General features: G+C 64.2%; 26 protein-coding genes and 3 pseudogenes. 15 read left to right on the top strand and 14 right to left on the bottom strand.

Features of this window, described 5'->3' with window-relative positions; all coding sequences use genetic code 11:
- Window positions 1-94: 94 nt before the first annotated feature.
- Window positions 95-253 (bottom strand): annotated as a pseudogene (locus tag JOF57_RS11220) (ArsR family transcriptional regulator); the annotation flags it as partial.
- Window positions 254-427: 174 nt separating this feature from the next.
- On the opposite strand from JOF57_RS11220, the pseudogene JOF57_RS11215 reads away from it, so the two are divergent.
- A pseudogene (locus JOF57_RS11215) lies at window positions 428-1,054 on the top strand (transposase); the annotation flags it as partial.
- A gap of 506 nt (window positions 1,055-1,560) precedes the next feature.
- Here JOF57_RS11215 and JOF57_RS11210 read toward each other — a convergent pair.
- The 4 genes from JOF57_RS11210 to JOF57_RS11195 form a co-directional block, all read right to left on the bottom strand.
- Entirely contained in the window at window positions 1,561-2,586 is a 1,026-nt protein-coding gene (locus JOF57_RS11210; RefSeq protein ID WP_209923254.1) for a PLP-dependent cysteine synthase family protein, read from the bottom strand.
- Window positions 2,587-2,761: 175 nt separating this feature from the next.
- Window positions 2,762-3,208 (bottom strand): putative copper homeostasis (lipo)protein LpqS, encoded by a 447-nt coding sequence (lpqS, locus tag JOF57_RS11205; RefSeq protein WP_209916475.1) that lies wholly within the window; start codon window positions 3,206-3,208, stop codon window positions 2,762-2,764.
- Window positions 3,209-3,282: 74 nt separating this feature from the next.
- Window positions 3,283-3,600 carry a hypothetical protein gene (locus tag JOF57_RS11200; RefSeq protein WP_209916474.1) on the bottom strand — a complete coding sequence of 106 codons (318 nt, stop codon included), beginning with the start codon at window positions 3,598-3,600 and terminating at the stop codon, window positions 3,283-3,285.
- A gap of 112 nt (window positions 3,601-3,712) precedes the next feature.
- A complete protein-coding gene (locus JOF57_RS11195) occupies window positions 3,713-4,165 on the bottom strand; it encodes a hypothetical protein (protein WP_209916472.1) in 453 nt (150 codons plus the stop codon).
- A 569-nt stretch (window positions 4,166-4,734) separates the two neighbouring features.
- Between JOF57_RS11195 and JOF57_RS11190 the strand changes: the two are divergent.
- The 6 genes and pseudogenes from JOF57_RS11190 to JOF57_RS11165 all read left to right on the top strand — a co-directional run.
- A pseudogene (locus tag JOF57_RS11190) lies at window positions 4,735-4,884 on the top strand (polysaccharide deacetylase family protein); the annotation flags it as partial.
- A 270-nt stretch (window positions 4,885-5,154) separates the two neighbouring features.
- A complete protein-coding gene (lpqS, locus tag JOF57_RS11185; RefSeq protein WP_209916470.1) occupies window positions 5,155-5,574 on the top strand; it encodes a putative copper homeostasis (lipo)protein LpqS in 420 nt (139 codons plus the stop codon).
- 107 nt (window positions 5,575-5,681) lie between these two features.
- On the top strand, window positions 5,682-6,791 hold the full coding sequence (locus tag JOF57_RS11180) for a PLP-dependent cysteine synthase family protein (RefSeq protein ID WP_209916468.1): 1,110 nt from the start codon (window positions 5,682-5,684) through the stop codon (window positions 6,789-6,791).
- Window positions 6,791-8,056 carry an MFS transporter gene (locus tag JOF57_RS11175; RefSeq protein ID WP_209916465.1) on the top strand — a complete coding sequence of 422 codons (1,266 nt, stop codon included), beginning with the start codon at window positions 6,791-6,793 and terminating at the stop codon, window positions 8,054-8,056. The genes JOF57_RS11180 and JOF57_RS11175 overlap by 1 nt, the downstream gene beginning before the upstream one ends.
- 276 nt (window positions 8,057-8,332) lie before the next feature.
- The gene (locus tag JOF57_RS11170; RefSeq protein ID WP_079633034.1) at window positions 8,333-8,632 is read left to right on the top strand and encodes a hypothetical protein; all 300 of its coding nucleotides are present in this window, start codon (window positions 8,333-8,335) and stop codon (window positions 8,630-8,632) included.
- A 447-nt stretch (window positions 8,633-9,079) separates the two neighbouring features.
- Window positions 9,080-9,535: a rhodanese-like domain-containing protein gene (locus JOF57_RS11165; RefSeq protein ID WP_307870000.1), complete on the top strand. Its 456-nt coding sequence runs from the start codon at window positions 9,080-9,082 to the stop codon at window positions 9,533-9,535.
- Window positions 9,536-9,631: 96 nt separating this feature from the next.
- Here the strand turns inward: JOF57_RS11165 and JOF57_RS11160 are convergent, their stop codons facing one another.
- On the bottom strand, window positions 9,632-9,892 hold the full coding sequence (locus JOF57_RS11160) for a heavy-metal-associated domain-containing protein (protein WP_209916461.1): 261 nt from the start codon (window positions 9,890-9,892) through the stop codon (window positions 9,632-9,634).
- Window positions 9,893-10,172: 280 nt separating this feature from the next.
- Here JOF57_RS11160 and JOF57_RS11155 point away from each other — a divergent pair, with 280 nt between their 5' ends.
- Window positions 10,173-10,736, top strand: coding sequence for a DUF1942 domain-containing protein (locus tag JOF57_RS11155; RefSeq protein WP_209923252.1), 564 nt, complete (start codon window positions 10,173-10,175; stop codon window positions 10,734-10,736).
- An 83-nt stretch (window positions 10,737-10,819) separates the two neighbouring features.
- Here JOF57_RS11155 and JOF57_RS11150 read toward each other — a convergent pair whose 3' ends face one another.
- A complete protein-coding gene (locus JOF57_RS11150; RefSeq protein WP_209916459.1) occupies window positions 10,820-11,614 on the bottom strand; it encodes a cytochrome c biogenesis CcdA family protein in 795 nt (264 codons plus the stop codon).
- Window positions 11,611-12,108, bottom strand: coding sequence for a TlpA family protein disulfide reductase (locus JOF57_RS11145; protein WP_209916457.1), 498 nt, complete (start codon window positions 12,106-12,108; stop codon window positions 11,611-11,613). Before JOF57_RS11145 ends, JOF57_RS11150 begins: the two co-directional genes overlap by 4 nt.
- A gap of 228 nt (window positions 12,109-12,336) precedes the next feature.
- On the opposite strand from JOF57_RS11145, the gene JOF57_RS11140 reads away from it, so the two are divergent.
- Window positions 12,337-12,726, top strand: a complete 390-nt coding sequence (locus JOF57_RS11140; protein ID WP_079633039.1) for a BlaI/MecI/CopY family transcriptional regulator — start codon at window positions 12,337-12,339, stop codon at window positions 12,724-12,726.
- A 164-nt stretch (window positions 12,727-12,890) separates the two neighbouring features.
- On the opposite strand, the gene JOF57_RS11135 is transcribed toward JOF57_RS11140, so the two are convergent.
- The 3 genes from JOF57_RS11135 to ripB all read right to left on the bottom strand — a co-directional run bounded on the left by JOF57_RS11135 (window position 12,891) and on the right by ripB (window position 16,618).
- A complete protein-coding gene (locus JOF57_RS11135) occupies window positions 12,891-15,194 on the bottom strand; it encodes a heavy metal translocating P-type ATPase (RefSeq protein WP_209916455.1) in 2,304 nt (767 codons plus the stop codon).
- A 92-nt stretch (window positions 15,195-15,286) separates the two neighbouring features.
- Window positions 15,287-15,697, bottom strand: coding sequence for a hypothetical protein (locus tag JOF57_RS11130; RefSeq protein ID WP_109557117.1), 411 nt, complete (start codon window positions 15,695-15,697; stop codon window positions 15,287-15,289).
- Window positions 15,698-15,988: 291 nt separating this feature from the next.
- Window positions 15,989-16,618: an NlpC/P60 family peptidoglycan endopeptidase RipB gene (gene ripB, locus JOF57_RS11125; protein WP_234938356.1), complete on the bottom strand. Its 630-nt coding sequence runs from the start codon at window positions 16,616-16,618 to the stop codon at window positions 15,989-15,991.
- Between the two features lie 506 nt (window positions 16,619-17,124).
- Here ripB and JOF57_RS11120 point away from each other — a divergent pair.
- On the top strand, window positions 17,125-17,895 hold the full coding sequence (locus JOF57_RS11120; RefSeq protein WP_207554119.1) for a sulfite exporter TauE/SafE family protein: 771 nt from the start codon (window positions 17,125-17,127) through the stop codon (window positions 17,893-17,895).
- Between the two features lie 80 nt (window positions 17,896-17,975).
- Here JOF57_RS11120 and JOF57_RS11115 read toward each other — a convergent pair whose 3' ends face one another.
- Window positions 17,976-19,919, bottom strand: coding sequence for a heavy metal translocating P-type ATPase (locus JOF57_RS11115; RefSeq protein WP_079632874.1), 1,944 nt, complete (start codon window positions 19,917-19,919; stop codon window positions 17,976-17,978).
- Window positions 19,916-20,284, bottom strand: a complete 369-nt coding sequence (locus tag JOF57_RS11110) for an ArsR/SmtB family transcription factor (protein ID WP_079632875.1) — start codon at window positions 20,282-20,284, stop codon at window positions 19,916-19,918. Before JOF57_RS11110 ends, JOF57_RS11115 begins: the two co-directional genes overlap by 4 nt.
- Before the next feature lie 102 nt (window positions 20,285-20,386).
- On the opposite strand from JOF57_RS11110, the gene JOF57_RS11105 reads away from it, so the two are divergent.
- The 4 genes from JOF57_RS11105 to JOF57_RS11090 all read left to right on the top strand — a co-directional run bounded on the left by JOF57_RS11105 (window position 20,387) and on the right by JOF57_RS11090 (window position 22,941).
- Window positions 20,387-21,049: a DsbA family protein gene (locus JOF57_RS11105; RefSeq protein ID WP_079632876.1), complete on the top strand. Its 663-nt coding sequence runs from the start codon at window positions 20,387-20,389 to the stop codon at window positions 21,047-21,049.
- 61 nt (window positions 21,050-21,110) lie between these two features.
- On the top strand, window positions 21,111-21,722 hold the full coding sequence (locus JOF57_RS11100) for a methyltransferase family protein (protein WP_079632877.1): 612 nt from the start codon (window positions 21,111-21,113) through the stop codon (window positions 21,720-21,722).
- Between the two features lie 20 nt (window positions 21,723-21,742).
- Window positions 21,743-22,414 carry a class I SAM-dependent methyltransferase gene (locus JOF57_RS11095; RefSeq protein WP_079632878.1) on the top strand — a complete coding sequence of 224 codons (672 nt, stop codon included), beginning with the start codon at window positions 21,743-21,745 and terminating at the stop codon, window positions 22,412-22,414.
- Window positions 22,415-22,527: 113 nt separating this feature from the next.
- Window positions 22,528-22,941 carry a DUF302 domain-containing protein gene (locus JOF57_RS11090; RefSeq protein ID WP_079633042.1) on the top strand — a complete coding sequence of 138 codons (414 nt, stop codon included), beginning with the start codon at window positions 22,528-22,530 and terminating at the stop codon, window positions 22,939-22,941.
- A 283-nt stretch (window positions 22,942-23,224) separates the two neighbouring features.
- On the opposite strand, the gene JOF57_RS11085 is transcribed toward JOF57_RS11090, so the two are convergent.
- Window positions 23,225-24,322, bottom strand: a complete 1,098-nt coding sequence (locus JOF57_RS11085) for a tyrosine-type recombinase/integrase (protein ID WP_079632879.1) — start codon at window positions 24,320-24,322, stop codon at window positions 23,225-23,227.
- Window positions 24,323-24,518: 196 nt separating this feature from the next.
- On the opposite strand from JOF57_RS11085, the gene JOF57_RS11080 reads away from it, so the two are divergent.
- Window positions 24,519-25,681 (top strand): IS3 family transposase gene (locus tag JOF57_RS11080; RefSeq protein WP_110777903.1). Its coding sequence is split into 2 segments (ribosomal slippage): window positions 24,519-24,803 and window positions 24,806-25,681, totalling 1,161 coding nucleotides; the frame shifts between segments, so codons are not numbered across the junction.
- Window positions 25,682-25,772 lie beyond the last annotated feature (91 nt).

Here is a 25,772-nt window from a genome sequence, read left to right as displayed (position 1 = left end):
CTTAAGACGGCTGCCCAACCGGTGGGGCGTACCATCCCGGACCCGGGGACCAAGACCACTGGCAGCGCCGACGACCTGGCTTTCTAAGGCAGGTGCAGCGGTTCGGGTCGAGAGCCACGTACAGTGCTTGTAGGGCTTCGGGTTTCACGCGGTGAAAGACGTTCATGCCGCGCCGGTCCGATATCACCAGCCCGGCTTTGCGGAGCTGGCCCAGGTGATGACTGACCGTTGATTCGCTCAGGTCAAGCACCGCCCAGGCCCGCCTTGTGGGGTTGACCCCGTTTGGTGGACATCGGGTAAAGCGGCTTTGAGGTGAGCCCTTCGTAGTGGTCCACTTGTTGTGCGACTCTGTTGCCCACGTGTTTGGGCAGGAAGAATCGACGACGAGATGGCATCAAACAAGCGCCGGCGGCACACGCCGGATTAGATCATCCGCAAGCTCGCCGAGGGCAACAAGCTCCTCGGAACCGGCCAGGAATTCAATGAGGTGTGCCGGCATCTGCAGGTCACTGAGTCGACGTGGCATCGCTGGGTCGCCCAGTACGGCGGGATGAAGGCCAACGACGCCAAACGCCTCAAAGAACTCGAGGCCGAGAACGCTCGGCTCAAGAAGCTGGTCGCCAACCAGGCCGTCGAGCCTGTACGGTGGTCGGCATTCACCGCTCCACGATGCGTCTGCAACCAGCACCGATCACCGATCACCGACGAGGAAGCCGAGCTGCGGTCCTGGCTGCGCACGTTCTTCCACCGACCGGCCCCGCTGGGGCTGGCGACGAGCGGCGATTGCAGCACGAAAGCGGGATGGGTCGTCAACAACAAGCGCATCCGCCGGCTGTGGCGCGAGGAGGGGCTACGAGTTCCTCAGCGCCGCAAGAAGAAACGGCTGACCGGCATCGGGACTGCGGTCGGGGCGAAGTGCCCGATCTGGCCGAACGTGATCTGGGCTATGGACTTTCAGTTCGACACCACCGCCGATGGACGAACCATCAAGATGCTCAACATCATTGACGAGTTCACCCGCGAATCCCTGGCGATCCACGTCGACCGCGCCATCAAAGGCCGGCGATCAGGATGTTCACGCAACGGGGTTAACCTTACTTGATAGTTGGGGTAGTTGGGCGGGGCCGGCGGCGGCACGTGGATTTGTGCGTGCCCCGGCGAGGTGCATTCGTGCACTCCGGGAGATGGCTGCAAGCATTCTTGCGAGTCGCGCCGGTATGTGAGTGACGCTCCCGGCGTTTCCAGCGTCCTTCGAAAGCCGCCTCGGTGTCTGCAGGCCTGGCAGTCTTGCCACGACAGAAGGACGTGGGCACGCGAACTTTCGGCATCTACTATCTAAGATAGTATGCGCTGGGCGGCTGAGGTGCCGGTCCGATCACCCTAGCTCGGGTTGCGCCTCAGCCGTTCCTTCATGCGAACCGGCGTTGACGCGAAGGCCGTCGAGGGCGCAAGGGGCATGTGTGGCTACGGACACGTCACGAGGCCTACGGATACCAACTGCAGATCATCAGGGCACCGTGCACAGATCCTCGACTTAACCCAAGTACCGCGTTTGGATAGTCATGGTGTGCGTCCGATGGGATCGATGACGGTGGAGCACCGGGTCCAACGGTCCACGACGCGCTGTGATGGCGTGGCGATGGTATCGGGTTCTCTCGCCGGTGGGCGGCCCAGCAGGTTGTGACGCTTGCCGTATTCGTCGTCGTAGATGGTGCCGTGGTAGCGCAGCGGCCCGTCGGGGAAGACGGCGGCCACGCACGTGCCCGATTCGGCGTGCCGGGCTGCCCAGCCGGCAGCCAGCGCGACCGCGCCAACGCTCCACCCGCCGCTGGCGTGATGGGTAGCGGCCAGTGCCCGGCACGCCCACACCGCCTCATTCGGGGCCACCCAGTGGATCTCATTGAACGCTGAGTAGTTGACGTTTCCCGGATAGATGCTCGATCCCAGGCCCCGCATGAGTCGGGTGCCGGCGGGCTGTCCGAAGATAGTGGAGCCGATGGTATCGACACCGATCAGACGCAGCTGCGGATTATGTTGGCGCAAAGTGCGACTCACGCCAGCCGAGTGCCCGCCGGTGCCCACTGAGCAGACCAGGATGTCGACGGTACCGAGCTGGTCGATCAGCTCCTGGGCCAGGCCGTGATAGGCGTCGACGTTGTCCGGGTTTTCGTACTGGTCGGGGCACCACGCGTCCGGTTCTGCCGATAGCAGCTCGGCGACACGGTCTTTGCGAGCCTGCTGCCACCCACCTACCGGGTGCTGCTCACCGACCACGTCGACGATGGCGCCGTAGGCGGTGAGCATGCGCGCAATGATCGGTTCCAGCCCGGGATCGGTAACCACCGTGACTGGGTGCCGGTAGACGATTCCAGCAAACGCAAGGCCTAATCCCAAGGTTCCGCTGGAGGATTCGACGATCCTGGCGCCGGGTTTGAGGTCGCCGCGCAGCCTCGCCTGCTTCACCATGTGCAGGGCGGGACGGTCTTTCATGCCATTGGGGTTGTGACCCTCAAGCTTGGCCCAAAAACCGTCGCCGGGCCCGGCGAGCGGCTCCGATACCCACAACACCGGCGTGTTGCCGACCATCGTGCCGAAATCGTGGAATCGGGCACCCGAGCGATTGGGCGTGACGGGTGACGATGAAGCGATGCTGCAGTTCATGACTGATCCCCTGTGTACGGGCCACAGTGTGCGGCCAAAGCTGACATGGGCGGTGTGGCCGGGTACGGCGAAATCCGTCCGCCGTACCCCAAAACCGCCGTCAGCGGCGGCTGATGCAGAGATCAGTGAGGAGGAGCCACCCCGAGCGCACGGTGCCCAAATGTCGACGCAGCGGCGGGCTCCGGCAGATGACCGTACCCCCCAGTATTGCCGTGGCCACCACCACAGCCACCAGCACGGCCCGCAGCGAGTTGTTACCCCGAGCGATAACGGTCAGCGAACCAATCGTCTGACAGACCACGGCGTGCGCGGCGGTGTCGGCATGCGACTGATTGGCGAAAAGATCGGTGCCCGACGCCGACACTCCGGTGGTCTGCGCGTCGGTGCTCACCGCATCCTGCGCGGCCGGCGCGGCGTGGTGCGAGCTTTCGTCGGTGAGGCAGTGCAGCATCGGCAGCGCGGACATCACGGCGATGAGCAGTACCACCAACCGCAGCCCACCGCGTCGACGGTTGATGCGCTTGGCTCGGATCACCTTGGCAGCCAAGCCAGTACGACCCGGCGCTACCCCTGACAGGTACGTGATCGGATCGCGACGCGACCGCGCCCTGGCGCCGGTCGTTAGCATTTCACATCGACGTGAAACGTCCGGTACTTCAGCACTCGACTGTTGCCCGGGTAAGCACTGTTGGGCGGTAGGCCGTACACCGCCGAGTCCTGGCGTACCGAGGTGACAACGCATTGCGATAGTGGCTTGTTGCCGGATTTCGTGATCACGACTTGATCACCCTGCGCTTTGATGGAGTTGATGACGTCTTGAGCGTTGCCGCCGGCGCCGGGAGTTGCGCCCGCGGCGGGTGCTGTCAGTGCGGCGGCTGCGGCAAAGCCGACAGTGGTGAGCGTAAATCCGATGGTGCGGGCACAGAAATTCCTGGTCATGGCAATGAATCCCTACGTGAGAGGACCACATCAGTGATGCGGCGATGGCTGAAGCTCGGCTATGGGCCGGTCCGCGCATACCACACAGGCATGCAGCGGCCGGTTGCCGATGTCAGCGTCGAAGCACGCAGAGGTGATAAATGAGGGCGCGGCCACCTACAACGGCCGCGGGTGCAGTCCGGGCAGGTGGCGCACGGGTTAAAGCCGCCGATGCCGCATAAAACAGCACGCACGCCACCAGCACCAGCCCGGCCGTCCACCACCCGCGCGGCACGTCCAGGGTGCTGACCTGCGCGGTCAGGCCAGCCGGGATGGCACACAGGTAGGCAGGGGCCAGCCCGATATGGTCATGCGCGACCATGGCCGTGAGCGCATGATGGGGTGGCGTGGCCGTGAGCCCGGTATGCGGTGTGCGTGTCGCGCACTGCAGCGAGACGATCGCTGCCACCAGTACAGCCAACACGGCCAGCACGAACCACCGCTGTCGGGTGCGGTCTGAAATCACCAGGAAGCGTCCCGACGGGAACTCCCGGACAGGTTGCAAGCCACTAGCGGACGGCAACACTCGTTCATTCTAGCATGACCTCACATACCCCTACCCCGTATTAACCCAGGCGTATTCGGGTTGGTTCCAGCGCGGTGAATACACCGATGAACAATGGCCAGATCGTGACGCCGCAGGATCCACCCAATATGAGAAATTCATCGATTCATCGATCACCCGCTCTGAACCTGCCCATCACCTTGCTGGGGGAGACGTGTCCGGCGACCAAGTCGTCGCCGCGGGCAGATCAATCCCGTGGAACTTACGTTATGGATCCCCGGCCTCACAGACCACCGAGTACAGGCCTACAGATAAGCCTGTCCTTCACGATCTGAAACGCGGTGACAACCTATCGTCGGCGACAGTCGAGTACACCCGGCAAGTAACTACAGATAACGGCCACCGTGCGCGACATGGCCACCCAGCTATGCGTCTCGCTTATCCGCGTCGACAATGTCGAGATTCGGGAAGGTCGCGCCGAGGAGACCGGATGTACCGATAGCAGCCAGGATGTGGCGGTCTCGGTCAACAACGTGATGCTGTGGGATCGCCCCGCCGACGTGCCGGTGCACGCTGACCAGCAGCCGCCCGGGCCGGACGGAGGCCCGCCGGTCAACGCCATCCATGACATCGCCGCCAACTAGACACCGACGCTGCCGCCTACCGCATCACCCAAGCCAGCGCCCAACCTGCCCATCACCGACATCCCGAATCAGAACCCGGGCGGCCCGCCCGCGTGAACACCCACCTGCGCTTGGCCGGCAGGTGCGACCAGCCGCAATTCAGCGAACGCAGCGGCGAGGCAAGTGCGGCCCAGCCCCCCCCGCGACCGCTTGCTGTGTGGACCCGATTCTGGGGAAGTTCACATTTTCATGCTTGGAGGGGGCTGGTCGCTGCGATGACCAGGCATCCGGGTTGTTCCGTCATGGTGTCGCAAACCCGTAACGTCCTGGCATCGACTAGATCATCTACGTAGTGAGGCAGTACTGGCTGCTACTGTGGTTAACACTGTGGGGCACAAAACCGTTTCTGGGACGGCGTGGTTGCGGTCGGCGACCACGCTGGGTGTCGTTGCCCTGCTGATGATCGTCAGTGCCGGACTGACCGGAGCCGTGTCCAGCGGCGGTACGCAGCGCCACGCGCCTCATGTGCTGGCCGCTGCGACCGGGGCAGCGGCAGTCGTCAGCCTGGATCATCCCCACGTTCAACGAGACGACGCGGTGGCGGCCCCGGATACCTCTGCCGCGGCGGTGTTGCCGCGGGCCGCGACGGTTCTGGCGCTTCTCGCTGTCGCCGCCGGGCTAGCCGCGCTGTGGCTTTGCGAGATGTGTGCCGCAGCAGCGACGCAACGGGGGCCTCCGCTGCACGCGGGAGCCAATAGGCCCTCGGGCTGGCAAATGCTGGTCCGCTTCTGTATCGATCGGCGTTGAGCAGGCAGGCGCCCGCGGCCTAACGGCCTGCGCCGGTGCCCGCCCGCCTGCTCGTCGACCACTACGCCGTGCGCTACGTGCGGCTACATCACAGGAGCTGTGTGTCCATGAACGAAGTTCTGTCTGTTTCTGCCGCCAAAGATCTGGCCGCAGGCCCCAATCGGCTGGCCGGCGATCAACGAGTCGCATCAATGGTGGGCAACACCCCGGTGCTGCGGATATCCGAGCCGTTCACCGCCGATGCGCGGGGATTCTGGGCCAAGCTGGAGGGCTTCAACCCCGGCGGAATGAAAGACCGCCCCGCCATGCACATGGTTGAGCGGGGACGCGCGCGAGGTGACCTGCGCCCCGGTGCCCGGATCATTGAATCCACCAGCGGCACATTAGGTTTAGGACTTGCTTTGGCCGGGACGGTTTACGGTCACCCGGTGACCCTGGTCGCCGACCCTGGCATGGAGCCCATCATGCACCGGATGCTGGCCGCCTATGGCGCCGATGTCGAGGTAGTGCGCGAACCTCATCCCCAAGGTGGATGGCAGCAGGCTCGCCGCGACCGGGTAGTCGAGTTGCTGGCCACCCATCGCCATTCGTGGTATCCCGACCAGTACAACAACCCCGACAACGTCGCCGCCTATCGTGGACTGGCGCTGGAACTGCGCGCGCAACTCGGCGATATCGACGTGCTGGTCTGCTCGGTGGGTACCGGGGGACACTCTGCCGGGGTGGCGCGGGTATTGCGGGAATTCAACCCTGATCTACGGTTGGTGGGTGTGGACACCGTCGGTTCGACCATTTTTGGTCAGCCATCGGCCACCCGGCTGATGCGAGGACTGGGATCGAGCATCTACCCGCGCAACGTCGACTACGGGGCGTTCGACGAAGTCCACTGGGTGGCCCCCGAGGAGGCGGTGTGGGCCTGCCGCACCCTGGCCGCCACGCATTACGCCAGCGGCGGCTGGAGCGTGGGGGCGGTAGCGCTCGTCGCCGGTTGGGTGGCGGGTGCTGAGCCGATCGATACCACGGTAGCCGCAGTGTTCCCCGATGGCCCTCAGCGGTATTTCGACACCGTCTACAACGACGACTACTGCCGTGGCCATGGACTGTTACAGAACCAGCCCCCGGCCGATCCCGAGCTTGTGGCCGATCCCGGCACGCACGTCATCACTCGTTGGACACGGACCCGCCATATCGTCGATCCGGTCGAGAGTCGGTGCTGATGGGCGTATTCCGCCAGTTCACGACCTTCGGCTGGCCCAGCAGGATGCTGATGATCAATCAGTTCGGCATCAATCTGGGCTTCTATATGCTCATGCCCTACCTGGCCGGCTACCTCGCCGGTCCACTCGGGCTGGCGGCGTGGGTGATCGGCTTGGTCCTGGGCGTTCGGAACTTCTCCCAGCAGGGAATGTTCATCGTGGGCGGCACCCTGGCCGACCGATTCGGCTATAAACCGCTCATCGTCGCCGGTTGTCTGCTGCGCACGGCGGGCTTCGGTTTGCTGGTGTTCGCCCACACCCTGCCGCTGCTGGTGATCGCCTCAGCAGCGACGGGTTTCGCCGGCGCACTGTTCAATCCCGCGGTGCGCGCCTACCTGGCAGCCGATTCTGAATCGCGCAGGCTGGAAGCGTTCGCCCTGTTCAACGTCTTCTATCAGGCCGGGATCCTGGCCGGTCCGCTGGCGGGGCTGGCGTTGATGGCACTGGACTTCCGCACCGCCGCCGCGGCGGCGGCCGCGGTGTTCGCCGTGTTGACGATCGCCCAGCTGTTCATGCTGCCCCAACACGTTTCGGGTGTGGCGGAATCGACAGCGAAGACAGCCATCATTGACGACTGGCGCACCGTGGTGTCGAATCGGTCGTTCGTCTGTTTTGCCGCGGCGATGATCGGCTCGTATGTGCTGAATTTCCAGGTCTATCTGGCCTTGCCGTTGCACGCAGCCACCATTGCCCCCGAGCACTCGTCGGCCGTGGTGGCCGCAGTATTCGTCGTATCGGCAGTCGTGGCAGTGGGCGGACAGCTACGCCTGACCCGCTGGTTCGCCCAGCGGTGGGGAAACGGACGCGCCCTGGTGATCGGAATGACGATCTTGGCTGCGTCATTTCTGCCGTTGGTCGCTGTTCCCGACACCGGCCGCTTCGGCACGACCGGCGCAGTGATCGCCCTACTATGTGCCGCGGCGCTATTGGCGGTCGGTTCTGCGGCGGTATTCCCGTTCGAGATGGACACCGTCGTCTCCTTGGCCGGCGGCCGCCTGGTGGCCACCCACTACGGGTTCTACAACACGATTGTCGGTGTGGGCATCCTCGTGGGGAATCTGGCGACGGGCTCGCTGCTGCAGGCGGCGCGAGACGCCGGCGCCGATGAACTTCTGTGGGGTGGACTGGTGATGGTGGGTCTGATCGCCGCCTTGGCGATCTACCTGCTCGACCGCCGCGGACACCTCAGCGTCGCGCAGCAACCCATGGAGGCAGCCCAGCGCTGAGTTCGTCCCCGCGATGGCTCGCACGCGATCACCGAGGCACAGGTTGGGTGCACTTTGCTCGCCCGCTTATGGGAAGACTCGCAACCACCATGGCGAGACATCCTGCCGAGCTCGTGCACAGAGCCCAAATACATTGGTATATCGACACTTTAACGTGATGGAAGCGTTGTACGTCGCGCTGGGATATCGCGCAGGGAACTGTACCCTCTTATCATCTACTAAGTAGCTACGTACGGAGTGTGATAGCAGACCTCGGTGCGTGAAGGGAGTTCTTCCATGAAGAAACTTGTGGTGGCCGCGATCGGCGGTCCTTGTACCATCCTGCTGCTCGCGGGCCCGGCGCACCTGGCCGCAGCCGCACCCGCCGGACCAGGAGCGGTGCAAGACACCGTGTCGACATTGGAGTCACGTGGCTACAAGGTGATCATGAACAAGACGGGCGCAGCCCCACTGGACCGCTGCACGGTCGCGGCGGTGCGGCCCGGTCGAGATATCACCGAGCTGCGTAAGAACACCCGGGAACACACCGTTGAGCGGGTCGTTTACAAGACGGTGTATCTCGACGTGTCCTGCTAGCGCCCAGCCGACCCCGGACCCGGGCAGGTGTGCCCACTTGCATCCGAGGGCATCGGGTCCCCGCGACTAGCCGCGTTCTCGGCTCTGTCGGTTTCGTTTTGAGCGACTATGGGCAGCACCTGGTTTCGCGATCTTGGGTGCGGATGTGGGATCGAGCGCCCACGGCGCACCATAGGATGCACTGCGCGATCGTTCGGACCAGCGGGTGCCCGACAACCCGTCGCAGGCGTGCAGTGGGTGTCTGTGCATGGGTTGTCATTGACGTGTCCTTTCGATTGTGACCATCACGCGGTATTAACGGCCCTTGGGGCGGCCTTGCGCCTCGGAATCCGTGCTGATGCGAAAGGTTATGCCCCAAGGATTCTGCGAACGCTCGACGGCAGCGGTGCCGGTAGACGATTGCCGATAGCGGGGCCGAGATCGCCATAGATGACCATAATCGGAGTCGTGAGAAAATGCTTGGCGCGGGGCGCCATCGGCATCGCTGCCAGCGCGGCCCTCGTTGCGCTTGTCGGCTGCCAGTCGGCAGCCCGGCCTACCTCTACGGTGTCGACGCCGGCTGGGCAGTCGACTTCGGCCGAGGCGCATCACGTGCGTTCGGTCGGACCCCAGCAGTTCGCCGATATCGTCGTCGATCCGAATCGCGTGACCATCAACGTCCACGTCCCCTACGAAGGGGACATTGCCGGCACCGATCTGTCGATACCGTTCGATCAGATCCAGGCGCGAGGCGATGCGTTGCCGCAGGAACGTGCCACTCCTGTTGCCGTGTACTGCCGTTCGGGCAGGATGAGCCAGATCGCTGCGGCCACGCTGACCGCCATGGGGTATCAAGATGTCGTCGAGTTGGCGGGTGGCACGCTGGCCCGGGTGGAAAGTGGCCGTTCACTTGTGTGGCGTTAGAGCATTGGCGGTGACCCAGAGTCGCAGGCAATTCTCTTACCCCGACACGCCTACCCCGTCACTGAGCGAGGCCGTGCCACAGGCGTAGGCCGTCAGCTAGCAGCACCCGCACGAGGAGGCTGGCGAGGTCGACGGTGTTGGTGACTCAGTTGCGCGAACCGCCTCGTAGCCGGCCGCCTTGACTGCGGCAACGATCGCTTCGTCGGCGAGAGGCGCCGCGCTGGTGACCACCAGCCGGCCGGTAGCCGCACTGACCTCGATCTGTGTCACCCCGTCGAGGCCGGTGACTTCCTCACGGACCGACTGCTCGCAGTGGCCGCACGTCATACCCGATACCTGATACTCGGAAACTGTCATCGGAACAACCCCTTTCCATACCCCAGCGGGGTATACAACACCCAACCTTATACCCCCCTGGTGTATACCGCCAGGGCGGTATACAGTCCGTGGCTCTCCGTGAATTCCGCTCAAGGCGCGGACTTCCAGGGTGTGCGAGCATGGTCACTCTGCGACTGCGGTACAGCTGGAGCGACAGTTGCTACGGCATAAGTCCGTAGATAGGCTGTTGTGAGGGTTTCTGACCAGCGAAAGGCATGTACTCGTGCGTATTCCTCCAAAGCTCGCCGCCGTGGCCGCGATGCTCATGCTCGTCGTCCTCGGGGCTGTGGGTGCGCCCAGCGCAGCGGCGGCGTCCGATCCCTGCCCGCACCGGTTCGGTGCCGTGCAACGGCTGACTGACGCCAATGGTGCGGTCGTCACTGGGTGGTCGGTGTCGGGGCTGCGCGCCAGCGCTGTCCAGCCAGGCGGCTACGGGTCGGCTGGGCGGTTGTGGGAGGCTGACGCCACCGTTGAGGCGGTAACCGGCACCGTGACGCCGATCATCCCCAATCTGTACGCGGTGTCATCCACCGGTGAGCGCTATCAGGTTCTCTGGCAGGTTGCCAGCCCAAACGGCTTGGCGCCCAGCACCCTTGAGCAGGGTCAACGGTCGGCAGGCAAGCTGTACTTCGATGTCACCGGTGCCGATCCCATGGCCGTCATCTATGCCACCAGCGGTGCCGCGCCGGCGCTAATGTGGTGCTGTAACGGCGACATGAAAATGTCCATGCCGATGTCGCGCCCGATATCCATGCCGATGGCTGGTGGATCCTGTTGCGACGGACTGCAGCCGTGCCCATGTTGTGCAGGAATGTGTCCCTGACGGTTCGTTCCAACCGCCGCGCTACACGGCGCGGGGGCCCCTGGTTGAGATGGACGCCACTGTCGATGACGGCGGGAGCGGTATTAGATCGGCATGACCGTCGTCGAGACGAACTGATCACGCAGCCAACCGACAAACTCGGCCCACTGTCCGGTCACCAGCGCGACGCCCACCGCCATGAGTGCGACACCGCCAGCGATTTGAATGGACCGTGAATGGCGCCGTGTCCATCCCAGCCAGCGGTTGACCGACCCCACGCCGAGCGCAATTCCCACGAACGGCGCACCCAGGCCCAAGCAGTAGGCCACAATCATCAGGACGCCACGGGCTGCCGTGACGCCTTGTGTGCCGGCGGACACAGAGAGTATTCCCGCCAGGGTGGGCCCCAGGCAGGGTGTCCACCCCAGCGCGAACGTCGCGCCCAGCAGGGGAGCGCCGCCCATGCCGCTGACCCGCTGTGGATGAAATCGCACATCACGTTGCAACGACGGGATCAATCCGATGAAGGCCAGTCCCATCACGATGGTCACCACACCGCCGACCCGCTCCAACAGTTCGCGATTGAGGGCCAGCGTGCCGATCACGCCAAATACCGATGTGGTGGCGGCGACGAACACCACGGTGAAGCCGGCGACAAACAGCACCGCGGCGCCGGTCACCCGCCAGGCGTCTCGGGACCAAGCCTGGTGTTGGCCACGGCCGGGTACGCCTACCGTGCCCGCGAGGTAGGACAGGTATCCAGGGATCAGCGGCACACAGCATGGCGAGGCGAAGGACACGAAACCGGCGAGGGCCGATGCGCCGAAGCCCAGAATCAGTGGCCCGGTCGCCGCCGCATCGGCGAAGGCATTGCCGATACCCTCAGGGTGGGTGGTCACGATTCGCGTGCCACTCGCAGCACGACCGGACGTAGGTCCTCAGCCAACAGCGCGCGCAGAAAGATTGCCGCGACACGGTGGCGGCGGTCGAGTATCAGGGTCGTCGGGACGACGCTGCTCGGATATCCCTTGCCCAGCGCCATGAGGCTACGCATCGGGGGGTCGAAGATCGAGGGGTACCGGACATTGCGGTCGGTGACGAAATCGGTCGCAGCACTGCGGCTGTCGCGCACGTCGATACCGAGGAACGCCACCCCCAGGGATTCGGTCTCATCGAAGACTTTCTCCAGCTGCGGCGTTTCGGTTCGGCAGGGGCCGCACCATGAGCCCCAGATATGAGCAGGGTCGTAGAACAGGTCGGTTTTGCCTCCGGGTGACACGAATTCGAAACTGCCGCCTTGAGCTACGGCATCACGGCCTGTGCTGCAGCCCGCCGTGGCCAGCGCACCGATCAGTGCGATACCGAACACGCGTGCCGCGCAGGTGTATGGCATCAGCCCTCCGACACTGAATCGGCCAGAAGCCAAATTACGTTCTATGTACGTAGATAGTATGTTATCGGCCGGTGCCATAGTCCAGCGCCGCGGGCCTCGACAGCGCTCCGGCCGCTCCACAAAGAAACGAGGTGGCTACGTGGTTATGGAGTACGTAGAGGACACGTATTTGAACTGCGAGGATCCTGCGCACACCGTAGGCTGGCTGCCAAGCTGCCGGGAGATGAAGTGAGAATACGCGGATTTGGAGAACTTGAAGCGGTGATCATGGACCGCGTCTGGTCCCGTCGATCTGAGACGCCGGTGACGGTCCGCGACATCTGCGATGAACTGTGCGCCGAGCGTCAGATCGCCTACACCACCGTGATGTCGACGATGGACAATCTGCACACCAAGGGGTGGTTGGAGCGGATCCGAGACGGCAAAGCCTACCGGTACTGGCCGACTCTTACCCGTGAGCAGCACAGTGCCCGGCTCATGTGTGAGGCGCTCGACGGCGGGGGACAGGCTGAAGTTGTGCTCGGCTACTTCCTCGAACAGATCGGTCCGGACAGATCGGCACGGCTTCGCACGGTACTGGGCCGACGGGGACGGTCGAAGCCGGCAAAGAGCCAATAGCGGCCCCGCGACGATGCGCCGGGCGCCGAGTTCCGGGGATAGGCAACCAAAGCCGGGCCGACTCGATCTAGGGCTGCAGCGCACAAGACTTTCACCGCACGGCCGACACGATGCGTCAACTCGCCGGGGGACCGCACCGTGGCCTGTCGAGCACTCGTGTGCGGTTAGGCCGGTTGGTCTGTCGGCAATTTCAGGCGTTTGAGCATCAGTGCGTTCACCGCCACGATCAGGCTCGAACCTGACATCGATAACGCGGCGATCTCGGGACGCAGTACCAACCCGAACAGCGGTTCAAAAACGCCTGCGGCGATCGGCAACGCGATCACGTTGTAACCCACTGCCCATCCGAGGTTCTGACGCATCTTCCGTAGGGTGGCTCGCCCGATGCGCAATGCGATGGGCACGTCGAGCGGATCTGACCGCATCAACACCACGTCAGCGGTTTCGATGGCCACGTCAGTGCCTGCGCCGATTGCGATTCCCAAGTCGGCCTGTGCCAGGGCCGGCGCATCGTTGACGCCGTCGCCAACCATCGCGACCTTGGTGTTTGACCGCTGCAGTGCGGCAATCTCTGAGGCCTTGTCACGTGGCAACACGTCGGCGATGACGCTGTCGATCGCCAACTGGGTGGCGATGCGTTTCGCGGTGGCTTCGTTGTCCCCGCTCAACATCACCACGTCCACGCCAAGCTCATGCAAAGCTGACACCGCTGCCGCTGACGTTTCCCGGGCGGCGTCGGCCAGTGCGATCACACCCACCCCCCGGCCGTCCACCGCGACCAGCACGGCGGTACGGCCGGCTGCAGCAAGCTCATCGCGCTTGGCCATGAGGGCCCCGAAATCAATCTTCTCCTCAACCATCAATTTTCGGTTTCCCACGGCCACGCTGCGACCCTCCACGACGGCGGTGGCGCCGTGCCCGGGCACGCTGCGGAAATCATCCACCGGCGTCGGTCTTATTTCGTGGCTCGCCGCGTAACGCACGATCGCAGCGGCCAGCGGATGTTCCGATGCCGACTCGACGGCGGTCACCAGAGTTAGCAGTTCAGCTTCGGTGATCCCGTCGACGACAACATCGGTCACTGCCGGCTGACCCTTGGTCAAAGTGCCGGTTTTGTCCATCACCACCGTCTGGATGCGGGCCGAGGTCTCCAGCGCCGTAGCGTTTTTGAACAGCACACCACGTTTGGCGCCCAAGCCGGTCCCCACCATGATGGCCGTTGGTGTCGCCAACCCGAGCGCGTCTGGGCAGGTGATCACGACAACGGTGATCGCAAACAACAATGCGGTCTGGACACCTGCGCCCACCAGCCACCAAACGAGGAAAGTCGCCGCGCCGCCGATGAGAGCGACCAGGACCAGCCAGAAGGCCGCACGGTCGGCCAGTCGCTGACCAGGAGCCTTGGAATTCTGTGCCTCCTGGACCATCTGCACGATCTGGGCGAGCACAGTGTCAGAACCCACCTTGGTGGCACGCACATGCAACGTGCCAGTGGTGTTGATCGAGGCGCCGATCACCGCCGATCCCGGGTCTTTGGTGACCGGCAGGCTCTCGCCGGTCACCATGGATTCATCCACCTCGGAATGCCCGTCGGCCACCTCGCCGTCGACCGGAATCTTTGCGCCGGGGCGGATCAACAACAGGTCTCCGACTACCAGATCAGCAGTCGGCACTTCTACCGGCGTGCCGTCGCGCACGATTACCGCCGTCGGCGGTGCGAGCTCGAGCAGCGTGCGGATGGCATCGTTGGCGCCGCCGCGCGCACGCATCTCAAACCAATGCCCCAGCAGCACGAACGTCGTGAGTACCGAAGCCGCCTCGTAGAAGACCTCGCCACCACCGGTCAGAGTCACACCGAAGCTGTAGAGCCAGCCGGCGCCGACGGCGACGGCGACCAGCACCATCATGTCGAGTGTGCGAGCCCGCAGCGCACGCCAGGCCCCATCGAAAAAGATCCATGCGCTGTAGAAGACGACTGGAAGACTCAGCAGCAGCGTGAAGACGTCATCGCGCATCCCGAACGGCGCCGGCAGCGTGAACCCAAACATGTTGCGCCCCATCGGTGACCACAACATGATCGGGATCGACAGGACCAACGCGACGATGAATCGGTTCCGCATATCGCGGACCATGTGGTCCATCGACATGCCGACGTGGCCGCCGTGGCCCATCATTTCTTGTGGCGACACCGCGCCATGGGCAGCATGCTGTCCGGGCTCAGCCATCGGATCACACATATGGTTCGGTACCGATTGGCCCGCACAGTGCATTTCGCATTCGCGAACCCACCCCGACAGTGCTTCTACCGAAGTATGTACAGGGTCATAGGTCACCGTTGCGGTTTGGTTCGCCGCGTTCGCCGCGACCGACACCACACCGGGGCGTCGCCGCAATGCCGACTCGACAATCCCACCAGAGGTAGCCCAGTGCAACCCACCCACATGAAGCACCACAGTGCTCTCAGCCATGGTTCCAGGATCACCACGCGCCGTAAGTCTCAGCTAGCCCTCCGATAAAGATTCGGTCAAGAACGGCAGCGCCGCGCGGCAACAACTGTTGGCTAGTGCGCGTGGTCGAACAGCACGAGGGTATCGGCCAAGACACCGTCGACGAAATACGCGCGGCACGTAAACGGGTCATGAATCAGGGTGCCGACCTCTGTTTGTTCATCGACCGTGCCAGCGACGTTCCATACCGTGATCCGCCCATGATCAACACCTTTAAGCGAATCGTTGCCGATGAGTGGAAACATGTCTCGGCTGTCGGGGTCCAACTCACTTACTGTCGCTTTGACCTCCGAGAGTTTGGAGCTCGACGGTGATGCCAACCGAGCGCGCACATCAGTTTCGCACCGCGCTTGTGCCATACGTTCGTTCGAGTTGGCCAGCCCGAAACCATGTGTCATCACTGCGATTACTACGATCACGGCCAACAGCACGACCGCCGTGGCCGCGATAAGCCATACGGGCATTCCACGCTTCGACGGCCTAGGTTGACTATGCATGCCCCGAGCCCTGCCCGGTCGCGGCCCAAACGACAACCCGATGCCATTGCGCCTTGGGCGCGCAGGGCGCTCGGGTGTCGCGTAGGGTCCATGGCCACGCACCCTTGATCAGACACGGCCTCAACAATGGCTTCACAGAACCTCATTCATCTACTGGCCACGATAGTAGTTCGCTTGCCGAGGCGGTGCAGATGTTGTGGCGGGCCTGCCGACCAGGCTGTGAACGGCAACTGCAACCGCTAGGGTCACCTGAATACGCTAGCTTTCGATCACTCGGGTCACATAGGGGGTCATCCCGGCGGTACGGACAGGCGAAATTTTGACCGGCACACCGGTCTGCTGGGCCTCCAACATCTGCCCGCCACCCAGATAGAGGGCCTCGTGCTGTCCGCCACCGGGACCCCAGAACAGCAGGTCCCCGCGTTTGGCTTGCGAGGGCGGTATGTGACGGCCGGCGGTGTACTGGTCTCCGGAGTATCGCGGCAGCAGAACACCCACTCCGGCAAAGGCGTAACGTGTCAGCCCCGAGCAGTCGAAACCGACGGTGCCAGCGCCCGAATCGATACCGCGACTCGGGCCGGTGAGGCTGCCGCCACCCCAGGAGTAGGGAACTCCGATTTGGGAGCCCGCTCGTCGAATTACGTACTCGATCGCCTGCGCTCCATAGACGCGATTCCCCCTCAGCGGCGCGGGACTGGTGGGACCGGAGAAACCCAGGCTGCTCAGGAATGAACGCCCGAGATCCATCGTCGTCTGAGCAGCGATCGCGCTCGCCTGCAGCGACGCGTTGGCGACCGCCAGCGGATCGCCTGGCGCTCCAGCACTGATCAGCTTGGGCAACGTCGGATCCCATTCACCCTTATCGGCAGTCGCGACCGCCGGGGTCATCGTACCGAGCAACAAAACTAGGACGGCGGCGAGCCAGGTGCGCACCATGCCAATCACCACCCGTCAGGACCTCATGCCAGCCCACGCACTTTGTGGCGAGGCCAATCACTTACGTAGTCACACCGTACTAACGGCTAGCGTAATTCACTCCGGTCACAAATGTAACGTCCAGCTCAAATTTCACTTTCACAACATTTTGACTCAGCCGCAACAGCGTGCACTTGATACCGCTTCCCACGGCGAATGCTCCCCTGTACGAAGCTTCATCACCCGTGCCTGCTGGCGAGCGAACTGTCGAAGGTCCGCAGATGCAATCACGACGAAATCCCCACCCTCACGGGCGGCTCGTATCAGTCAAGCGTCCGCGCGGAGGGCTCGCCGCGGGCCGCAGCAGCGACTGGACGAGCCACACGCCAGGCCTCATGCGAGTCCGGTGATCAAAACTCTGGGCGGCCAGTTGCCGTCGCGACGATAGTGCTCTCGCGGGTGCACTTGAGCTTGTCCTGTTGAGCTTCGTTGCAGGTTTGGGGGTTGCGGTCCTGACGGCTCCTGTGGGCGTGTCCGGAGCTGTGTTCCTGCTGCCGGTCCAACTCAGCGTCCTGCAGGTACCCAGTCCGGCAGTCACGCCGACCAACCTGCTGTTCAACATCGTGGCGATTCCTGGGGCACTGCTTCGTCTCCGCACCCAGGCACCCTTGCGCAACGCGTTGACCACGGTCCTGCTGATCGGCACCGTTCCTGGCGTCGTCCTCGGTGCTGTGATCCGGGTGTTCCTGATTCCCGGTCCCCAAGTGTTTCGACTGTCGGTGGCCGGATTCCTCCTGCCCCTTGGCATCTGGCTTCTTGTTCAACGAAACCCCAACGCACCGACACCGTCGCATCGGCTGCCGTTGTCCCACACCGCTACCACGGCGGTAGCGCTCGCAGTGGGCGTCATCGGCGGAATCTACGGTATTGGCGGCGGATCCCTGCTCAGCCCGATTCTGGTGGGCCGCGGGCTGCCGGTCGCCACCGTGGCACCCGCCACGCTCATCTGCACGTTCATCACCTCGGCCGCCGGTGCGTTCACTTACCTCATCCTGGCAATCACCACCGCCGCAGGTCACCACATTGTGCCGAACTGGACGATCGGCCTTATCGCCGGCGCCGGCGGCCTCGTTGGCGGCTACCTCGGGGCACGAGCCCAACCACACCTGCCCGAACGGGCACTCCGAACGGGCCTGGGGGTAACGGCCATCGCCACCGCCGCTCTCTACGTCATTGAGGCCCTGCAATAGCACCCGGCGGGTCAGCCTTCCGGGAAACCCACAGGGTGTGGAATTCACGAACCGTTGACACCGGCAACACCACGGGCGGCTTATGCGTGCGTGGCGAGCGCTGTCGGCGATGAGGTCGCTGCACCCGCCGCCAGTGCTGTGGTGCGCCCGGCGCGCACACCGTTGGCGATGACGATGATTTCGGCGAGTTCGTGCACGGCGACGACCGCGGCCAACCCCAATATCCCGGTGAGGGCGAGCGGGATGAGCACGGTGATCAAACCCAATGAGAGGCCGACGTTTTGCAGCATGATGGTCCGGGCGCGCCGCGCGTGGGCCAGCGCTTGGGTGAGGTGGCGCAGGTCTTCGCCCATCAGGGCGACGTCGGCGGTTTCGATGGCCACGTCGGTGCCCATCGCCCCCATCGCGATGCCCAGGTCGGCGGTGGCCAGGGCGGGGGCGTCGTTGAGCCCGTCACCGACCATGGCTGTCGAAGAGTGTTGGCGCAGTTGCGCGATCAGCGCGGCTTTGTCTTCGGGCCGCAGATCGGCATGCACCGTGTCGATGCCCACCTGGCGGGCCAGGGCGTGCGCGGTGGCTTGGTTGTCACCGGTCAGCATCGCCACCTGATAGCCGCCGCGGCGCAGCGCCTCCACGACCTGGGCGGCTTCGGGGCGCAGTTCGTCGCGCACCGCAACCGCGCCGATCAGCTGATCGTTGTCTTCGACCAGCACCGCGGTCGCGCCGGCGGCCTGCATCGCGGCGACCTGTTGGGCCAGCGGGCCGGGATCGAGCCAGCCGGGCCGGCCCAGCCGCAGCCGCCGGCCCTGGCGATACCCAGCCAGGCCGGCACCGGTGACTGCGTCCACCTCCTCGGCGGGCTGGACCGGACCATCGGTGGCAGCGAGAATCGCTGCGGCCAGGGGGTGTTCGCTGCGCGCCTCCAACGCCGCCGCCACATCCAAGACCTGCTCGCGGGTGGCGCCGCCGGTGGTGGCGACGTCGATGACGGTGGGCCGGTTGGCGGTCAGGGTGCCGGTTTTGTCCAGCGCGATGGTGCGTACCGCGCCCAGGGCTTCGAGTGCGGCGCCGCCCTTGACCAGGACGCCGAGCTTGCTGGCCGCGCCGATCGCGGCGACCACGGTGACCGGCACCGAAATCGCCAGCGCGCACGGCGAGGCCGCTACCAGCACCACCAGGGCCCGTTCGATCCACACCAACGGATCCCCGAGGACCGAGCCGATCGCGGCGATGAGTGCCGCGGCGATCATGATCGCCGGGACCAGGGGTTTGGCGATGCGGTCAGCCAGGCGCTGGGCTTCACCTTTTCGGGACTGCTCGGCCTCCACGATGGCCACAATGCGGGCCAGCGAGTTATCCGCGGCGCTGCTGGTGACCTCGACCTCCAGGGCGCCGGTGCCGTTGATCGACCCGGCGAACACCTCACTACCGGGCCCGGCCTCGACCGGCACCGATTCGCCGGTGATCGCCGAAACATCCAAGGCAGTGCGGCCCGAGGTGATGGTGCCGTCGGTGGCGACCCGTTCCCCGGGACGGACGAGCATCCGGTCACCGACCCGCAATTCGCTTGCCGGGATGGTGGTTTCGGCGCCGTCGCGGAGGACGGTGGCCTCATCGGGCACCAGCGACAACAGGGCGCGCAGGCCGCGGCGGGTGCGGGCCAGTGAGTATTCTTCGAGGCCCTCGCTGATGGAGAACAGGAAGGCCAGCATGGCGGCTTCGCCGACCTCGCCGAGGATCACCGCGCCGACCGCGGCGATCGTCATCAGCGTCCCGACCCCGATCTGGCCTTTCGCCAGTCGGCGCAGGGTCGAGGGCACGAAGGTCCACGCCCCGATCGCCAGGGCGAGCCCATACAGGCCGATCTCGACCGGGCGCGGACCGCCGGTCCAGCCGACCACATACCCGGTCAGCAGCACCACTCCGGCCACCGCGGCCGCGCGCAGTTCGGTGATCTCCCAGAGTCGTTCGGGTTCGTGCTCGTCGTCGCGTTCGTCGTTGCCGCAGCCGCACGCCTCACTCATCGCGCAACCTTCCGCTGGGTCGGGTGGCCGTAGTTGGGGCACAACGCCACCGCGTTGCCTGTGGCCTCCAGCACCGCTTCGGCGGCCCGCAACATGTCCAGCAGCTCCGGGCGGGCCAGCCGGTAGATCGAGGCGCGGCCCTGCGGCCGGAAATCCACCAGTCCGCAGTCCCGCAGGCAGGCCAGATGCGCCGACACCGTCGACTGGGCCAACCCCAGTTCGCCGGTCAGATCCACCACGCGGGCCTCACCACCAGCCAGGCGGCGCAGGATCGCCAGCCGGGTGCCATCGGAGAGGCTGTGAAACAACGCCGTCGCCGCATCCAGATTGCCGCACACCGCGGGATCGACCGAATCACTTTTCATCGCCACATGACGATGATAGCGTCCAACACTATTGATCGGTCAACCCCGTCAACATCGCCGGCATGCGATGCCAGAGATTGGGTCCACGGAAGAGGTATCTGAATGGCGCGCACCAGCCGCATGTTGCTCACCGCGTTCGTCATCACCGCGATGGCGGTCGGTGCGCTGGTCTATCTGTCGGTGCGCGACCGCGCCTCGACCAGCCCGGCACGACCCGACAGCCCGGTGGTGGGGCAGGTGGTGCGCGAGAACAGTCACCGCCTCAACGCGGTGCCCGACAGCCGCGTGACATTTGTGGAGTTTCTGGACTTCGAATGTGAGGGATGCCGCGCGGTCTACCCGGAGATCGAAAAGGCGCGAGCCGAATACGGGGACCGGGTGAACTTCGTGATCCGCTACTTCCCGATGCAAGCCCACGTCAATGCCGAGCGGGCCGCCCGGACGGTGGAAGCCGCCGCCCAACAGGGACAGCTGGAGGCGATGTACCGCACGATGTATGACACCCAAGCCCAGTGGGGTGAGAAGCAAACCCCGGCTGATGACGTATTCCGCGTATTCGCAGCACAACTCGGTCTGGACATGGCCGCCTTCGACGCCGCCTACGCCGATCCCGCGACGCTGGAACGCATCCGCCTCGACGTCGCCGACGGCCGGGCCTTGGGGGTGCAGGGCACGCCGACGTTTTTCCTCAACGGCACCCGCATCCAGCCACACAGCTATGAAGACCTGGCCACAGCGTTCGACGAAGCGCTCGCCGCCGACTAACTGATTGCCTGCCGCGGGCCGCAGCTGCCCGCATCCCCATCAAGCCAGGAGGAATCACCTGATGGCCGTCACCGCGCTGGGTCTGTATCTGATTTTCGCTGTGTTGGGGTTCGGCTGGCGCAGCTGGACCCAATACCGCCACACCGGCTCCACCGGATTCCGCGGCATTCACGGCCGGCCCGGGTCGCTGCAATGGTTGGCCGGGGTCGGATTCATCGCTGCCATCCTCGCTGGGGCGGCCGCGCCGCTGCTGCAACTACTCGACATCCTCGCCCCGATTTCCGTGCTGGATGCGACGTGGATCCACACCACCGGCACCATGGCGGCTGTTGCCGGGATCGCCGCCACCGTCTACGCCCAACGCGACATGGGCCAATCGTGGCGCATCGGGGTGGACCCCAGCGAGACAACCACACTGGTACGCCACGGCGCGTTCGCGCTGGTGCGCAACCCCATCTTCACCGCCATGCTGATCTTCGCGGCCGGCATCACCCTGATGACCCCCAACCCGCTCGCGCTGGCCGCGTTCCTTGTGCTGCTGGTCACGATCGAACTGCAGGTCCGGGTGGTCGAAGAGCCCTACCTCAATGCCGTTCACGGCCGGGCCTACCGGGACTACTGTGGGGCTGTCGGCCGGTTTGTTCCCCACATCGGACGCAGCCTGACCGTCTGACCGCCGACGCGAGGTGAACGATGGCCACAGATGATCGCACCGCCCGCTGGAACCGATACTGGGACAAGAAATCGGCCACCTATGACCGTGAGATCGGGTTCTTCGACCGCCACCTGTTCGGCGACTCCCGCCAGTGGGTCTGCAGCCAAGCCACCGGCGAAGTGCTGGAGGTAGCGATCGGCACCGGACTCAACCTTGCCTTCTACCCCGGCGACGTCACCCTGACCGGCATCGACTGGAGCCAGCAGATGCTCGACCTCGCCCGCGCACGCGCCGCCGACCTCGGCCACCCCGCCACCCTGCAACAAGCCGACGCGCATCACCTGCCGTTCAATGATTCCAGCTTCGACACCGTGGTGTGCACCTTCGGGCTCTGCGCCATCCCCGACCACACCCAAGCTCTCACCGAAATGACCCGAGTCCTGCGGCCCGGCGGAAAACTCATCCTCGTCGACCACATCCGCAGCAGCACCGCCCCAGTGCGAGCCGTGCAGCGCTTCTTGGAGCTGTTCACCGTTCCCCTTGGCGGCGAACACTTCCTACGCCGCCCCCTAGAGCACCTGCGGGCCGCGACCGACCTCGCGATCGATCATCGTGAGCGGTTCACGCTCGGCCTCGTCGAACGCGTCGTTGCCCACAAAACCGCCGCCATTTCACCTAACCGGCGACCAAGGGGGTACAAGCACGTATAAGTTGCACCGTGGCGCCGAGGGCCTGCCGCGTTGCACCACGAAGACGCCCGACGAGACATTGGCGGCGCTTATCGACGTTTGGCCGACAACATACAGGTATGGAGGAACTGACTATGGCGCTTGCTATTTCAACCACTCTGCAAAGCACATTTGACCACGCCGTAGAACGTACCCGAAAAGCACTGGCCGATCAGGGCTTCGGCGTGCTGACCGAGATTGACATGAAGGCCACACTGAAGGCCAAACTGGGTGCGGATGTCGAGGATTACCTCATCTTGGGTGCATGCAATCCGTCCTTAGCTCATCGGGCCATTGATGTCGATCGCCAGATCGGACTGTTGCTTCCATGCAACGTAATCGTGCGAACCGATCCCACGATCGATGGCGCAGTCATCATCGATGCGATGGATCCGCAAGTGATGGTGCAGGTCAGTGATCAGCCTGACTTGCATGCAGTAGCCGATGAGGCCGCGGCACTCCTGCGCAATGCGATCGAGTCTCTCTCACACGCAGGCCCAGCCAGCTGAGCGGGCGCTGTTTGCTCCATGCTGAGATGCCGTGGAATCTGAGCTCACCGGAAACATCGAGGAGATCTGCAGAGGATGATTGATCGTTGATCTTCTCCGCAAATCGAGAGAGTTCCATTGCGAGGCTGAGAGTCTGCGGCTGCAAGCCATCGCCCGGGCAGCCTATATCTCCTCGTCGCGGCCCTTACTCGTCCAACCCTCCCACGACCCTGCAGGCGCAGCATTGCCACAACCTGCAGCGCCATCGACTCAATGATCCGACCTCAAGACCGAGGATGCCGGTCTAGCCGACTCCCGGCGCCTGGAAGTGATGTTCCTCGGTCGCCGCAACGGGGGCGACCAATGTATATAGGTAATTTTGTGCTGCGGCAGTTCGGGTTTCGTTTCCCGCCGCGGTGACGTAGCGCTGCGAGGTGGTCATCGACTCGTGGCCGAGCAGCTTCATCAGCGTGTAGACGCTGACTTCGGCGCTTGCCAGTTCGGTAGCGAAGGTATGCCGTAAACCATGCACCATCGCCCCGGGCACCGGCTGAGCGTCAGGGCCGGCGAGTTTGAACGCACGCTTGATTCGCGACTGCACCGTGCCGCGCGTGATCCGCTCGCCGTCACGGCCAACGAACAGGGGCGAGCGAGCCGGCCATCGGGACAGACCGCCGCATAGCGGCCCAGCCTGACGCTTCACGGCGTCGGGGAATCTGATTGCCCTACTGTCGAGATACACCTCGATCACTCGTAGCAGGTCGGCCTCTACTGGCACCGTTCGGTCCTTGCCGCCTTTGCCCTTCACGTGGATGACGCCAGCACCATCGTCGACGGTTCGCACGTCGCCGACGTCGGCCTGGCGCAGTTCCTCCGCCCGCAACCCCGCCAAGAGGGCCGTGAAAATCATCGCGAGATCTCGTTCACCCCAATCGGTCCGACGAGTGGAGTCCACATCCTTGGCCACAGTCTCTACCAAGGCACCAACCGCGGTGCGGGGGAGCGCTTTGGGTAGCGACCGCGCGAGTTTCGGACGGCCTACCAACGCCATTGGATTGGCGGCCAACAGCTCGGAAGTGAACAGAAAGGTGCACAGCACATTCCAGGTAGACCAACATCGGCGGATAGATGCAGCTTCGTGATCGCGCGCGAAGTGGGCGAACGCGGCCCGCATCGAGTCCTTCGTTATGTCAGATACCGCAAGTTGGGCGGGATTACCGTCCGTGATTGCAGCTGCTATCGCGACGAAGTCCTGGCGATACGCCTTCATTGTGTGTGCAGACGGTTTACGGGTCTGCCGATCATTGAGGAAGTCTACGAACCAGCCCGGAAGCGGATCAGCCGTCTGACTAGCCGCCACACGACCGAGCGAGGTGGGCGAGCATTCGGGTGTGGCGGGCATGCTTCAATACTGCGGCAAGAAAAAATGGATAATCAATCTTATCCATCAAACCGACCTAAAACCGAAGTGCATCAGTGACTTTCCCGTTAAAGAAACCCCGGGGGAGAAGTGTCACAGTGACAAAACGGGTCTGCTGCACGAATAGGTGACATCTGAGTTGGCTTGCCCGTGCTGGGCGAGCTGGAAGGATGTCCTTGTGCCCAGGCCCTATCCCCGTGAGTTCCGCGACGACGTCGTCCGCGTTGCCCGCAACCGCGACGACGGTGTGACGATCGAGCAGATCGCCACCGATTTCGGAGTCCACCCGATGACCCTGCACAAGTGGATGCGCCAAGCCGACATCGACGAGGGCACCAAGCCTGGTAAGAGCACCGGCGAGTCCGGTGAGCTACGGGATGCGCGGCGTCGGATTAAGTTGTTGGAGCAGGAAAATGAGGTCTTGCGCCGGGCCGCGGCGTACCTGTCGCAGGCCAATCTGCCGGGAAAAGGCTCTACCCGCTCGTAGGTGAGCTCGCCGCTGACGGGATTCCCGTGGCGGTGACGTGCCGGGTACTCAAGCTCGCCCGCCAGCCCTATTACCGCTGGCGGGCCAATCCCATCACCGACGCGGAGGTCGTCGAGGCCTACCGCGCCAACGCGCTGTTCGACGCCCACGGCGAGGATCCAGAGTTCGGGTACCGCTACCTGGTCGAGGAGGCCCGTGATGCCGGTGAGCCGATGGCCGAGCGCACCGCCTGGCGGATCTGCGCGGACAATAAGTGGTGGAGCGTCTTCGGCAAAAAGCGCGGTAAGAACGGAAAAGTGGGTCCGCCGGTGCACGATGATCTTGTCGAGCGCGACTTCACCGCTGGTGGTTCAAATCAGCTGTGGCTCACAGATATCACTGAGCATCGCACCGATGAGGGCAAGCTCTATCTCTGTGCGATCAAGGACGTGTACTCCAACCGCATCGTCGGGTACTCGATCGACTCTCGGATGAAGTCCCGGCTGGCCACCGCAGCGCTCAGTAGTGCGGTGGCACGCCGCGGTGATGTGGCCGGTTGCATTCTGCATTCCGATCGCGGATCTCAGTTCAGGTCAAGGAAATTCGTGCACGCCCTCGGCCGCTACGAGATGGTCGGATCGATGGGCCGCGTCGGGGCGGCCGGCGACAATGCGGCCATGGAGAGCTTCTTCGCCCTGCTCCAGAAGAACGTGCTCGATCGCCGCCGGTGGAGCACACGAGAAGAGTTGAGGATCGCGATCGTCACTTGGATCGAACGGACCTACCATCGGCGCCGGCGCCAAGCCGGACTCGGGCGGTTGACCCCGATCGAATTCGAAGCGATTATGACCGCACCGGCCAGTCAGGCCGCGTGACCGAAACTGTCACCTGATCGTGCAGCAGACCCGACCGTCCGCTCCGCTGATCCGCGACATAGACTGTCGGAGTGAGTCGCGAGATCGCCGA

This window comes from Mycolicibacterium lutetiense, from assembly GCF_017876775.1.
In the GTDB taxonomy this organism is placed as follows: domain Bacteria; phylum Actinomycetota; class Actinomycetes; order Mycobacteriales; family Mycobacteriaceae; genus Mycobacterium; species Mycobacterium lutetiense.
Note: the sequence above shows the minus strand (reverse complement) of the source record. Positions and strands in the feature narration are given on the sequence as shown.